We start from the raw sequence: 13,296 nt of genomic DNA on the forward strand, positions 1-13,296 counted from the left end.
CCAGGAGATGTCCCAGGAACAGGCCGACACCGCGGTCGTCGCCGCGGGACTGTCCGATGCCGTCGAGGTGATGGATCGCCTCTGGCATTTCGGCGGCTGGGAGCGCACCCAAACCCACGATTCGCTGCGCCCCTATCTCCTCGAGGAGACCTACGAACTCCTCGACGCCATCCAGGCCGGCGACGCCGAAACCATCAAGGAAGAACTCGGCGACCTGCTGTTGCAGGTGCTGTTCCACTCCCGAATCGCCGAACACGCGGGCGAGTTCACCGTCGACGACGTGGCGGCGACCCTGGTCGGCAAACTCGTCCATCGCAGTCCCTACCTCACCGATGCCGATTTCTCCTCGGGTACCTCGGTGGCCGCCAAGATCGCGGCGCAGGAAAAGGCGTGGGAGGAGCGCAAATCCGCGGAGAAATCCCGCCGCTCCTGCCTCGACGGCATCGCCATGGCCCAGCCCGCTCTCGCTCTCGCCGAGAAGATCCGCACCCGCAGCGCCAACGCGGGCCTGCCCGCCGACCTCGTCCCGGACACCCTGCGCGTGGTGGAACTGGGCGGGCCTGATTCGGCCGAGGAACGGCTCCGCACAGCGGCCGTCGACTTCGCCACCGCCATCCGCGCCGCCGAGGACGCCGCCGAAGCCGAACGAGGCGCTCGGTCCCCGCTCGGCGCGGATGACTGGCATACCTTCTGGCCGCGCTGAGCATCACCCGCCGACGGCGTCGGCTACCGCTGAGCTAACGATGCTCCGTGGGGTGGGTGCACGGCGTCGGCGGCTGAGACGTTGCTGAGATCTTGTGGACAATCGTGCGCGCGCCAGCGGGCAAGGGCCACACAGCTTTAGACTCGAAGCAGCTCGCCGTCCGCGGCGGGGCAGGGGTCCGGCGATCGTCGAGGTGAGGTTGATGGGTACAGAGGTAGATCCGGCAGGACAGGATGTGATGGCCGACCATCCTGAGCTGGACGTGTTGCCGGTATGGCCGCAGGAAACCATCGCGGTGCTGGTGACCACCGACGCGGGGCCGCACGCCATCCCGGTGTCGTGGCCGGTGCGCGCGGACGACCGGCGGATTCTCCTCAGCTTGAAGTCCGATCGTGGTTCGCTGGCACGGTTGCGGGCACAGCCGGAGGTGGCGTTGCTGATTCTGGGCGGCGGCAATGTGGCGCTGTGTGCGCGCGGCCGGGCGACGGTCATCGCCGAGCAGATGCCGTCGGCGCCGGATTACACCGCGGTGCAGCTGGACGTCGACGTGATCGACGACCATCGGCAGTCCGCGTTCGCCGTCGACCGTGGCATCCAGCGCACCGTCCTCGACGACACCGAATTGCGGGCGCTGGAGGGTCGGGTCGAGACCCTGCGATCCTGGGCCGACAACGGGCCCGCAGCGTAAGTTCCTCTACGGCACACCATCTGGACAGAAGGGTTTTCATGAGCGTCACACTCGCCAAGGGCGGCAATGTCTCGCTGTCGAAGCAGACCGACAACCTCACCAAGGTGGCGGTCGGTCTCGGCTGGGACGTGCGTACCACCACCGGTGCCGACCACGACCTGGACGCCAGCGCGTTGGCGACCGGCACGAACCTGAAAGTGCTCTCGGACCAGCACTTCGTCTTCTACAACAACCTGCGCTCGCCGGAAGGCACCATCGAGCACACCGGTGACAACCTGACCGGTGAGGGCGACGGGGACGACGAGATCATCAACGTCGATCTGGCCGCCACCCCGCCGACGATCACCAACATCTTCTTCCCGGTGTCGATCCACGACGCCCAGGCCCGTGGCCAGTCGTTCGGCCAGATCCGCAACGCCTACATCCGCGTCACCGACGCGAACACCGGCGTGGAACTGGCGCGCTACGACCTGTCCGAGGACGCGTCCACGGAGACCGCGATGGTGTTCGGCGAGCTCTACCGCCACAACAGCGAATGGAAGTTCCGCGCGGTCGGCCAGGGTTACGCCTCGGGCCTGGCGGGCATCGCCCGCGACTACGGCGTGAATCTCTGACCAACCACGACAGGAAGGCGGGCGACCGAGTGTCGCCCGCCTTCGTCGTGCTCGCTGTCATCGCGATTGCGTGACCGGCACCCGTCGTGGCGTGACCACGCCCGCCTGATCGAGCAGCGCGAAGTACTTGCGCAGCATCAGTACGGCGGTGGTGGCCAGGCCGGCCGTCAAGCCCCACCAGACCCCGGCCGCGCCCAGATGCAGCGGAAAGGCGAGCAGCAGCGCTGCGGGCAGGCCCACGCCCCAGTAACCGACCAGTGACAGCCGGAAGCCCGCGGAGGTCTCCTTCAGACCACGCAGGAGCCCGGTGCCGATGTTCTGGGCGGCGTCGAAGAATTGCAGCACGATGCCGATGAGCAACAGGGTGTGCGCGATGGCGACGGTGCCGGTGTCGGTGGTATCGAGGAACGGTGCGAGCACGATGTCCGGGGCGAGCACGTAGACAGCGCCGGTGACGATCGCGATCACCGCGGCCATCCGCAGCGCCAGCCAGGCCAGCGCGCGCGCGTGCCCGAACTCATCGCGCGCGACCGCATCGCTCACCAGGATCGACGCCCCGTGGGACAGCCCGATCGCCATCTGGAACACGATGTAGATGATCTGGTAGACCACATTGTGCGCGGCCAGCGCGGCCGGCCCGAAGCTGCCCATCACCAGCGCGAGCACCGAGAACATGCCCGCTTCCGAACCGTAGGTGAGCGCGATCGGCGTGCCGAGGCGCAGTTCCTCGCGCACGGTCGCCCAGCGCACCGGCCACGGCGTCGAGGGCAGGGTGCGGCCGAGTTGCTCGTCGCGGCGCACCATCGCCCAGAACACCCCGAAGGTGATCAGGAAGACCAGCGAGGTTGCGATGCCGACACCGGTCAGGCCCATCGCCGGAATGCCGGCCCAGCCGTGGATGAAGGCCAGTGCCAGCACCAGATTCAAGGCCACCGAACCGAGCGTGACCAGCAGCAACGCCTGGGGCCGCTGCATGCCGACGGTGTACTGGCGCAGCACCTGGAACCACAGACACGGCAGTAACCCTGGCGCGAGGGCGATCATCATCGGCCGCGCCGCGTCGAGCACACCGGCATCCTGGCCGAGCCACGGCAGTACCCACCCGAGCCCGATCAGCAGCGCGCCGCCGAGCAGTCCGGCGATCGTCGCGATGACGAATGCCGCCCGGACCACCGCGCGCACTTCGTCGTCGGCCGAACCGCCGCGCTTCCCGGCCGCGCCGAGCGCGCCCGCGATCTGATTCCCGGTGCCGGTGATCAGCCCGACGCACATCGTGCGGATCTGGTTGAACAGCACCAGCGCCAGCCCGCCCGCGGCGACCTCGCGCACACCGAGGGTGCCCATCAGCGCGAGATTGGTCGTCGAGACCGCGATCTGCGCCAGTTGGGTGAGCGCGATCGGCGTCGCCAGCCTGGCCAGCGCGCTGCTATCGGTCGCCGTGCCGTTCACCCACCCGCTCCGTGGTTCGTCTCGCGCGCGATCGCGCTCACCTGACCTCCATCAATTCGTCCTGGCGCCGCAGCGGTGAATAGCGGCGCAGCAGGGTGGTCACTTCCGCTTCGGCGGCGGGATCGAGCAGGTCGCGGGCGCTCATCCAGTCGTCGTCGAACACGGTGTCGAGATACTTCTCGCCACCATCACACACGATGGTCACCACGGTGGACCCGGCCGGGAACTCCTCGAGCCGCGCCAAGGCATTGTGCACCGAACCGCCCGCCGAACCACCGATCAACAGACCGTGTGTCCTGGCGACGGCGCGGGTGGTGGCGAAGGCGTCGACGTCGCTCACCTTCACACCCTCGTCGAGCAGGGCGTAGTCGACGGCGGTGCCGATGGTCGCGCCGGGTGGGGTGCCGGTGCCCGACTGCCAGTACGGTCCGCCCTCGCCGCCGAAGGCGATGGATCCGACCGGCTCGATCCCGATCACCCGGGCGGGCAGGCCGAGGTCGCGCAGCCGGGTGGCGGTGCCGAACAGGGAGCCGCCGGTGCCGACCGCGGAGAGCAGGATGTCGACCCGTTCGACCTCGGCCAGCAATTCCTCCGCTACGGCGTAGTAGCCGACGGCGTTGGCGTCGTTGTTGTGCTGTTCGGTGAAGTACGCGTCGTCGCGGGCAGCCGCCATGGCCTCGGCGAGGTCTTCCCGGGCCGAGGTGGCAAGCTCGTCGTCACCGTCGTCGGCGACGAACACCAGGTCGGTGCCCATGGCTCGCATCGCGCGCAACTTGTCCTTACAGGCGTGGTTGTCGACCACGGCGGTGAATCGATAGCCACGTTCGGCCGCGACCACCGCCAAGCCGAGTCCGGTGTTGCCGGACGTCGACTCGATGATATGCCCGCCATCGCGCAGCAAACCTCGCCGCTCCGCGTCGAGCACCATCGAACGGGCCATTCTGATCTTGGCGGCACCGGTCGGATTGAACTGCTCGAGCTTGAGCAGCAGCCGCGTGCCGGTGTCGGTGACGGCGAGTTCGAACAGGGGCGTGCGGCCGATCAGGTCCGTCACGCGCGTGACGAGAGCCATGGGTTGTTCCTCCATCGGATCGAGAGCTCGGGTGGATCAGCGGGCAGTGCTGTCCAGGCTCCAGCGCAGTCGGTCCGCGCCTGGGCGCAACACCACCTTCGGCGGGAGCGGGAGTTCGTGGAACGGGGACTCGTTGGAGTCCATCTGATACCCGGCGGTGTTCGGGTAGACGAGCAGGTCGCCGGTTCGTGCGCGGCGGGGCAGCGGGATGCGCCGTCTGCTGAGCAGGTCGGACTCCAGACAGGTGGTGGCGCCGACGCAGGTGGGGGTGAGGTGGCCGGCGCTTTCGGGCCACAGCACGGGATCGGGCAGGTATTCACTGTCGAACCACTGTTCGGACAGGCTGAGACTGGTGCCGTCGACGGTGAGGATGTCGTACGGGCTTCCCTGTGCGGTCCGGGTTTTCACGCCCTGGACCCGGAAGACGGAACTTCCCGCCTGGTCGAGCAGGGCCCGGCCGGGCTCGACCGCGAGCCGTATTCCGTTGTCGCGCAACAGTCCGGCGAGGTCGTTGTGGGAGAGAACGGCGTCGAGCATGGCCGCGCCGGGAGCCGGGAAGTGATAGGGGTAGTAGTCGCCGGGCGGATTCGTGTGGAACCACTTGTCGCTGAGGGTGTTCTGGAACTCGGTCCACGCCGAGGCATCGAGATAGTCGACGCCGAACCCGCCACCGATCGAGATCGTGTCCGCCCGATGGCCGTTGGCTCGTGCGCGCCTGCAGTGCCCGACCAGCGCGGCCGCCTGTTCGGAGCGGGCGACAGCGTCGTAGCCGGACAGGTGGAAACTGAAGCCCGACAGCGTGATCGGCGTACCGATGGCCTGGATCGCTTGTTCGAGCTCCATCGGGTCGAGCCCGAAGCGGCTGGTCGAGCCCTCCGGCAGTACCCGGAGCAGCGCTCGCACCGGCAGTTCGAGCGCGGCGAGCCGGTCGAGTTCGTCGAGCGCGTCGATCGCGATCAACGACCCGTGCCGAGCCGCCAGCCACAGCAGCTCGTCGGACTTCGCGGGCCCGGTGACCATCAGGTCCTCGCCGCGCACCCCCTGCCCCAGCGCCGCGACGAGTTCGCCGGTGCTGGCGACATCGATCCCCGCCCCGCTCTCCGCGCACGCCCGAGCCACGCACGCCGCCTTGTTCGCCTTCTTCCCGAAGTAGACGAACCCGTCGACGTCTGCCTCGGTGAAGACCGACTGAAACGCCCGGATATTCACCGCGACGCGCTCGGGGAACAGCACATGAAACGGTCCACCGACCGCGTCGGCGATCTCGCGGAGCAGGCGGGGATCGGCGAGCAGCCGCTGTTGCGTCACGTCGGTGTGAGCGGGCATCGGCGGTGCGCAGTGCGTCGGCCGGTCGGTGGTCGCCGACGGCGCCCGGTCGACGACGGGGTCCTCGATGTGCGGCGGGCTCGGCGGAACCCGCGCGTCGGATCGCGTCGCGGCCCGCGGGGTGCTGTCCCCGGTGACCCCGGGCTGCGCACCCGTCAGTCCCACAGCGGCACCTCCGTGCCACGTCCTTCGGCGATCGCCCTGGCGGCCAGTGCGTGCGCGACCGCGATATCGGTGAGCACCAGTCCGCTGTTGTAGACGAAGATCTTCTCGTCCTCGGTCCGGCGGGCCACGGCGCTGCGGGTGAGCACTTGCGGCAGTTCGGCATCCACCGAACGCAGCGTTCCGTCGGGTCCGGCCATGTCGGTGCCCGTCAGTGCCATCTGCGCCGCGCTGGTGGCGACGACCCGATCGGCCTCGACCAGCGTCGACGGCGCCAGACCGTAGCCCACCAGCACCGCCACCGAACCCGGTGCCAGATGCGAGGATTCCAGGGCTACCTCGGTGCCGGGTCCGGCCGTGGCCAGCACCACATCGGCGGAGGCCGCCGCCGCGTACGGGTCGTCGACCACGTCGAGCAGCGCGTGGGGCGCCGCGTCGGCCAGGTGCGAGTGCACGGCGGCCAGTCCCTCGGGATGAGTGCCGTACACCATCAGCTTGCGCAACTGCGGGTTCGCGGCGAGCAAGTGCGGCAGCGCATTACGTCCCTGGGTCCCGGTGCCGATGAGCAGCACGCTCTCCGCCTCGCGCCGCACCGTCTCGCGCACCAGCAGTGCCGACACGGCGGGCGTACGCAACGCGCCGACCCGCGCGCAGTCCATCATCGCGATGGGGGCGCCGGTGGTGTCGTCGTAGAGCGTGATGGTCGTGTAGTACCGCTTGGTGCTGCGGTCGTGACCGGGATCGAATTTGTAGGAGGTCTTCATGGCCACCACGCGCCGGCGCCCGTCGCGGCCCAGCATGGCGTAGGACACCGACGAGCCGCCGGGGTCCGCGACGCTCAGCTTGCGTGGATTATCGGATTCGCCCGCCGCGAAGGCGAGATAGGCCTCCTCGACGGCGCGCACCACTTCGGCGGGGCTGATCGGTACGTCGGCCAGGTCGCTGCGGGAGAGGACGCGCAGCCCGATCCCGCGGTCACGGTTGTTCAACGGATCCTCGTTCATCTGCAATGCCCCGCTCTGCTGTCCGATCAGCGGTCGCCCGGAACGGCGCGACCACACGTTGGCCATACCCATTCTCGGACGACTCCTGCGCGCGCCGACGGCGTTCGGGCAGTCGGACGTTGATGCGTTTGAGCCAGCGGTCGGTGCCGTCGTAGCGCGCGCGGAACGGAACGCGCCCGTGCACGGCCACGTCGTTGTCCACCAGCAAGAGCTCGCCGGGGGCCAGCGCGGGGGCGTGACTGACCCTGGCGAGTTCGGCGGTGAGCCTGGCGTAGGCGGCGCGGAAGACTTCGTCCGCATCGTCGATCGGGGTGTAGGCGGGATCGTAACGTGCTGTGACAGCGTCATTTTCGTCGAGCCACAGCGTCGGCAACGGTGCGAGCTGATCGAAACCGGTGCCGTAGGAGACATCGGGCAGGATCGGCAGCGTGGGGGTGGTGAGGGTGCGCAGGTCCTCGCCGGACAGGCGCACTTCGCGCACCGAGGAGACCGTGGTGGCGACCCGGTCGGGGTTGCGCAGGCAGGCCAGCATGAGCAGGTTCGCGCGCTGAGCGTGGAAGGCATCCTCGGTGTGCGGGCTGAGCAGGGTGGAACTGCTCGCGCCCGACTGCTCGTCCTCGTGGCCCGCGGCAGGCACGATGTTGTTGACCAGCCTGCCGTTCTGCTGGCCCTGCCAGCCGAACGGCTCACCGGCACAACGCCCGAGCAGCAACATCACGATGTCGAGTTCGAGCGAGCCGGGATGCGCGTGCTCGGCCGCGGCCTGCCAGTGCTGCGGGGTGGGACCGAAATCGGCGTCGTCGACCGGTAACCCGCGCACCACGGTCGCGCCCGCGGCGGTGGCGGGCGGTCGAACGGCGTGGCGCAGGCTGTCGGGCAGGTCGCCGACGCGCTCGGTGATCCGGGCGATCAACGCGGGATCGTGCAGGGTCGTGGTGTGTGGTGCGTCATCTAATCGGTGGCGAATATCTGTCGCGAGCGATCGGAGCGCCGTCGCGGCGTCGGGATCGAGCTCGCGGTATTCGATGTCGTGCTGGTGAATCGTCATACGTTCGGAGAGAACGCTTTTCACCGGTTTCCCTTCTTCGCATCGGTCGAAAGCGGGTGAACTTCAGGCTCGATGTGCGAAGGTAGTGCCTGTCGTGTGATTAGGCAAGACTTACCTAATGCGTCGGCGAGGGAAATAGCCGATCCATATAACGTAGCTTCCTACCCGAGTTGGCGAAGTGAGCGCTGACCGGGGTGTCGCGGGTCGCTGCGGTTCGGTGACGGTCGAAGTGAAGCTCCCCACTCGGAACCTCTTTTAGGCTAGCCTCGCCTAGTTTGCGGCGTCGGGAAAGGGGTTTCGGCGCACGCGGTTCGAGGAGGCAACACGATGGGTTTCACTCGCAGGCAGCTCTTCCAATCCGGCGTCGGCGTCACCGCACTACTACTGGCGGCGGCATGCGGCACCGATGATCGGTCCGCCACCGCGCAGCGCGGCGGCACTCTGCGAGTCGGCGCGCTCGGCACGGCCGCTCGCAGCGAACGCGACCCGCACGCCAACCTCAGCAACGACAGCGACTTCCTCATCGCCTCGCTCGTCTACGACGCACTCACTGTTCCCGGCGCGGATCCGACCGTCGCCCCGCGCCTCGCCTCGCGCTGGGAGCCCAGCGCGGACAACCGCAGCTGGACCTTCACCATCGCCGACGGCGCGACCTTCCACAACGGTGCGCCGGTGACCGCCGACGACGTGGTGTGGTCGATGCGACGCCTGCGCTCGGTCGGTGGCGCGTCGAAGATGCCGGTGGCCGAGAACGACATCGTCGCCGACGGTCCGAACCGCGTCGTGTTCACCATGCCCGCACCCAATACCCAACTGCCGCTGCTGCTTCGGCTGATGACCTTCACTGTGCCGAAGGACACCACCGACTTCACCGCCGCGATCGGCACCGGCCCGTTCCGGCTCGAGTCCTACCAGGGCGGCAACGCCCGGCTGGTACGCAACGAGCGCTGGCACGGCACCCCGCCACTGCTCGACGCCATCGAGGTGACGATGTTCGACAGCGTCACCGCCCTGGGCAACGCGGCGCTGGGCGGGCAGATCGACCTCGCTTCCAATGTGGGCGCGATCGCAGGCCGCACCGCCGCGGGACGCGGCGACCTGCAGGTGATCCGGCGCGCCGACGACACCATGCTCGGCGTGGCGATGCGTGCCGCCGACGGCCCGTTCGCCGATGCCAGGGTGCGCACGGCGTTGCGTCTCGGTGTCGACCGGACCGCGCTGGTCAACCAGGTGCACTCCGGCTACGGCACCGTCGCCGCTGACGTTCTCGGCACCGCCGACCCGCTCTACGACACCACGCTGCGCCGCGACCGCGACGTCGAACGCGCGAAAACCCTGCTGCGCGAAGCCGGGTTCGACACCGGCCGCAGCTACCCGTTCGTGACGAAGGCCGAAGTTCCGGGCGAGGTCGAATCGGCGAAGGTGATCGCCACCCAGCTCGCCGAGATCGGCGTCCGGCTCGACGTGCAGGTGGTCGAATCGGCCGCGTTCTACGACCAGACCTGGCTCAACGCACCGCTGTACACGGTGTCGTGGGGGACCAACGACTCGGTGCTGTTCCTGGCCGACAAGCTGATGACCTCGGGCACCAACCGCAACGAAACCGCCTTCCGTGACCCGGAATTCGATACCGCCGACGCCAAAGCCCTTGCCGCGTCCGGCGAGGACTACACGCGTGCGGTGCGCGAACTGCAGCGCATCGAGTTCGAGCGTGGCGGCTATCTGGTGTGGGGCATGGCCGACGGTGTCGACATCGCCGCGTCGACGGTGCGTGATCTGCCGACGCTCGGCGGTTTCGCGCGCGTCCAGCTGGAACGTGCCTGGCTGGCGTGAATGTCATGAAAACCTTTGCCCTGCCGATGGTGCGGCGGATCGCGCTCCTGATGACCCTGCTGGCCATCGTGTACGTCGCGGTGGATCTGCTGCCGGGCAACGCGGCGCGGGCGGCGCTCGGCAGGGACGCGGATCCGGCCGCGCTGGCGGCCAAGGAGCACGAGCTCGGCCTGGATCGCGCGCTGCCGGTGCAGTTCCTGGACTGGATCTGCGGGGTACTCACCGGAGACTTCGGGCAGACCGCCCGCGGGAATTCGATCGGTGCGCTGCTGGCCGACAAGTTCCCGCAGACTCTGCTGCTCGGCGGGATCGCGTTGCTGCTGACCATCGCGGTGTCGCTGGGACTCGGCTGCTGGTGGGCGATGCGTCCGACCGCGCTCGGGGCGCGAATTCTGCAGCCCGTCAGCACTGTTGCCGTGGCGGTACCGGAGTTCGTCGGTGGCACGATGCTGATCCTGGTGTTCTCCCTGGCCACCGGATGGCTTCCGGCCGTGACCATTACCGGCCGATCCGGCTTTCCCGTCGGCCCCGAGATGCTGGTGCTTCCGGTGCTGGCGCTGGCGATTCCGCAGATCGGCTGGAACGCCCGAGTCGTGCGCTCGGCGCTGCTCGATGTCGCCGCGGCTGCGCATGTGGAAAGTGCTGTGCTGGAAGGGCTGCCGACCCGCACGATTCTCTTCCGGCACATGCTGCCGTTCGCGGCGCCGACCATCGTCGCCGGATACGCCACCTCTGTCGGGATGCTGTTCGGCGGTGCGCTGGTGGTCGAGACGCTCTTCAACTATCCCGGTGTCGGCGCCGTTCTCGCCGGGTCCGTCGCCGACCGTGACTCCACCATGGTCGCCGCGGTGGTCGCACTGACGGCGATCGTCATCATGGCGCTGCTCGCGATCGCCGACATCGTCCGGGCGTGGGCGTCGAGGAGTGCGCGATGAGCAAGCCCGACGCGGAAGGCCGAGCGGTGGTGTCCAAGTGGGGCGCCTACTCGGTGGCGGCCGGTGTGGGACTGGTTGTGCTGCTCGCGGTGGCCGGGCCGCTCTTCGCGCCCTACCCGGGGGACACAGCCGTCGGGATGCCGTTCGCGCAGCCGGGTGGGGGAGCGTTGCTCGGGACGGATCGGCTCGGCCGGGATGTGTTCAGCCATCTGCTCACCGGCGGCACGCAGCTGCTGGCCGTCGCCGCGGTGATCGCGGTGGCGGTGACCGTGCTGTCGGCCGTCCTCGGCGCGATCGCCGCCGTGCGCCCGCGTGCGGGCAAGATCATCGAACTCTGCGGCGATCTGGTGATCCTGCTGCCCGCGGTCCTGGGCATCCTGCTGGTGCTCACCGCATGGCCCCAGGGTGGTGTCACCGCGCTGATCGCGGTGTCGCTGCTCTTCGGAGTTCCCTACTGCGCCAGGATCTTCGCGGCGTCTGCCTCGACCATCGCCGCCTCCGGCTACGTCGAAGCCGCCGTCGCCAGTGGAGAATCCCTGTCCCACCTGGTCTTCCGCGAAATCCTGCCCAACCTGCGCGCCGTCTTCACCACCCAGCTCGGCCTGCGCTTCGTCGTCGCCGTGTATCTCGTCAGCACCATCGCCTTCCTCGGCGTCTCCGCGCTCGACCCCGACAACTGGGCGATCATGGTCCGAGACAATGCCTCCGGGCTGCTCCTGAATCCCTGGGCGGTGCTGGCACCGAGCGCTGCCATCGCCATCGTGGCGGTCGGTGTGAATCTGGTGGTGACCAGTGGGCCCAGGACCCGCCAGACCCCGAAAACCGCATCGGAGGCGGTCGCCACGGCCGGGGTTGCGCCGGCTGGCGCTGGATGCGGGATCTCGGTGGTGGATTCGGGGGATGCGGTGGCGGTGGACGCGTTCAGCGTTGTCGCTGACAGCGGGGCGGTGTTGCTGGCGCCGTTGTCGTTTCGGCTGAAGCCGGGGACGGTCACCGCGCTCACCGGTGCATCGGGTGCGGGGAAGTCGACGGCGATGCGTGCGCTGCTCGGACAACTACCCGCCGGGGCTCGCGGGCAGGGCGCCGTGCTTGTCGCGGGACAGGATGTGTTCGCGCTCGACGCGGGCGCGCTGCGCGCATTCCGTCGTGAACAGATCGCCTACGTCGGCCAGGATCCCGGCTCCGAACTCAACCCGCTGCTTCGCGTCCGGGCAGTCCTGGCCGAGGCGGCGCCCGGCACCTCCGACGCCGACCGCCTCGCCGTCCTCGCGCAAGTGGGTCTCGATCCCACCCATCTCCGCCGTCGCTGCGCCCGCCTCTCGGGCGGGCAGCAACGCCGTGTCGCCCTGGCCCGAGCCATTCTCCGCCGCCCCCGGATCCTCGTCCTCGACGAACCACTCGCAGGTCTCCACAGCACTCTCCGCACCGAAATAGCCCAGCTGATCGCGACTCTCGCCACCGAGAACCGCACGGCCGTCCTGCTCTCCGGCCACGACACCGACGCGATCAACGTCATCGCCGACTCCGTGATCGAGCTCTATCCACCCGGTGATCGGCCGGTGAATGTCGCTGCCGTGGTGACTGATCCGGTGCGCGTCGGACACCTGTCCGACGAGCGCTCGGGGGCGACCGGCCGTCGACCCGTCGATCCGGCGGCCGAGGGCGCGGGGAGCGAGGAAGCATCTCGAACGAACGGCTCGGCGGGCGCCGACGAGGTGATCGCCTTGCAGGCCACATCGATCAACGCCGACGCGGGCGGCCACAGGGTGCTCGAGAACGTCGGTTTCAGCGTGTCCCCGGGCGCAGCCCTTGCTGTCGTAGGGCCGTCCGGGGCGGGTAAGACCACGCTCGCGCGGGTGATCGCGGGTTTGCACCCCGACGCCGGCGGATCGCTGGATGTGGGTGGTGTGCGCGTTCCGGTGGGAAGCGGGCGCCGGATCAGGGTCGGCGCCAACGGGATCCAACTCGTCACCCAGAACCCGCGCGCGGCGTTGAACCCGCGCCGCACCGTCGAGCAGACCCTGGCACGCCCGTTGCGCCGCATCGCGCGAGTCACCGGACCCGAAATCCGCACCCGCGTCAGCGCTCTGCTCGCCGCGGTCGACCTCCCCGCCGACCTCGCCGGCCGCCGGCCCCATCAACTCTCCGGTGGTCAACGTCAACGAGTGGCTCTGGCCCGCGCCCTCGCCGCCGACCCGGCCGTCCTGATCTGCGACGAGATCACCACCGCCCTCGACACCGAAACCGCCACGGCCATCATGTCCCTGCTCGACCGTCTCCGCGCCGACCGGGCCACCGCGATCATTCTGATCAGCCACGACATGACCCTGGTCCGCGGCCACTGCACCGATCTCCTCGTTCTCGATCAGGGCCGAGTAGTCGAAACAGGCACCCCGGAAACAGTTCTCACCACCCCGACCCACCGGGCCACCGCGGCGCTTCTCGGCTGATACCGCCCTCGT

The 13,296-nt window shown here is 69.0% G+C and carries 11 protein-coding genes; 6 read left to right on the forward strand and 5 right to left on the reverse strand.

The features are described from left to right. Nucleotides 1–7: 7 nt before the first annotated feature. The 3 genes from ACFVVI_RS15625 to ACFVVI_RS15635 all read left to right on the forward strand — a co-directional run bounded on the left by ACFVVI_RS15625 (nt 8) and on the right by ACFVVI_RS15635 (nt 2,005). A complete protein-coding gene (locus tag ACFVVI_RS15625) occupies nt 8–703 on the forward strand; it encodes a MazG family protein (protein WP_378993163.1) in 696 nt (231 codons plus the stop codon). Nucleotides 704–905: 202 nt separating this feature from the next. Continuing rightward, nucleotides 906–1,391, forward strand: a complete 486-nt coding sequence (locus tag ACFVVI_RS15630; protein WP_378993162.1) for a hypothetical protein — start codon at nt 906–908, stop codon at nt 1,389–1,391. A gap of 38 nt (nt 1,392–1,429) precedes the next feature. Further along, complete coding sequence (locus ACFVVI_RS15635; protein WP_378993159.1) at nt 1,430–2,005, forward strand: TerD family protein; 576 nt, start codon at nt 1,430–1,432, stop codon at nt 2,003–2,005. 57 nt (nt 2,006–2,062) lie between these two features. Here ACFVVI_RS15635 and ACFVVI_RS15640 read toward each other — a convergent pair whose 3' ends face one another. Genes ACFVVI_RS15640 through ACFVVI_RS15660 form a run of 5 tightly spaced genes read right to left on the reverse strand, consistent with a single transcriptional unit; the run spans nt 2,063 to nt 8,066 of the window. Beyond that, entirely contained in the window at nt 2,063–3,454 is a 1,392-nt protein-coding gene (locus tag ACFVVI_RS15640) for an MATE family efflux transporter (RefSeq protein ID WP_387445839.1), read from the reverse strand. Nucleotides 3,455–3,491: 37 nt separating this feature from the next. Then, nucleotides 3,492–4,526 (reverse strand): PLP-dependent cysteine synthase family protein, encoded by a 1,035-nt coding sequence (locus ACFVVI_RS15645; protein ID WP_378636088.1) that lies wholly within the window; start codon nt 4,524–4,526, stop codon nt 3,492–3,494. A 36-nt stretch (nt 4,527–4,562) separates the two neighbouring features. Continuing rightward, on the reverse strand, nt 4,563–6,017 hold the full coding sequence (locus tag ACFVVI_RS15650) for a Y4yA family PLP-dependent enzyme (RefSeq protein WP_387445840.1): 1,455 nt from the start codon (nt 6,015–6,017) through the stop codon (nt 4,563–4,565). Beyond that, entirely contained in the window at nt 6,008–7,018 is a 1,011-nt protein-coding gene (locus ACFVVI_RS15655; protein ID WP_387445841.1) for an ornithine cyclodeaminase family protein, read from the reverse strand. Before ACFVVI_RS15655 ends, ACFVVI_RS15650 begins: the two co-directional genes overlap by 10 nt. After that, on the reverse strand, nt 6,990–8,066 hold the full coding sequence (locus ACFVVI_RS15660; protein ID WP_387445842.1) for a TauD/TfdA family dioxygenase: 1,077 nt from the start codon (nt 8,064–8,066) through the stop codon (nt 6,990–6,992). The genes ACFVVI_RS15655 and ACFVVI_RS15660 overlap by 29 nt, the downstream gene beginning before the upstream one ends. Nucleotides 8,067–8,393: 327 nt before the next feature. On the opposite strand from ACFVVI_RS15660, the gene ACFVVI_RS15665 reads away from it, so the two are divergent. The 3 genes from ACFVVI_RS15665 to ACFVVI_RS15675 are packed head-to-tail and all read left to right on the forward strand — an operon-like array spanning nt 8,394 to nt 13,284. Continuing rightward, nucleotides 8,394–9,899 carry an ABC transporter substrate-binding protein gene (locus ACFVVI_RS15665; protein ID WP_378993153.1) on the forward strand — a complete coding sequence of 502 codons (1,506 nt, stop codon included), beginning with the start codon at nt 8,394–8,396 and terminating at the stop codon, nt 9,897–9,899. 5 nt (nt 9,900–9,904) lie between these two features. Further along, the gene (locus ACFVVI_RS15670; protein WP_378993151.1) at nt 9,905–10,834 is read left to right on the forward strand and encodes an ABC transporter permease; all 930 of its coding nucleotides are present in this window, start codon (nt 9,905–9,907) and stop codon (nt 10,832–10,834) included. Continuing rightward, nucleotides 10,831–13,284 (forward strand): ATP-binding cassette domain-containing protein, encoded by a 2,454-nt coding sequence (locus tag ACFVVI_RS15675; RefSeq protein ID WP_387445843.1) that lies wholly within the window; start codon nt 10,831–10,833, stop codon nt 13,282–13,284. Before ACFVVI_RS15670 ends, ACFVVI_RS15675 begins: the two co-directional genes overlap by 4 nt. Nucleotides 13,285–13,296 lie beyond the last annotated feature (12 nt).

Source organism: Nocardia sp. NPDC058114, assembly GCF_042884695.1.
GTDB lineage: Bacteria > Actinomycetota > Actinomycetes > Mycobacteriales > Mycobacteriaceae > Nocardia.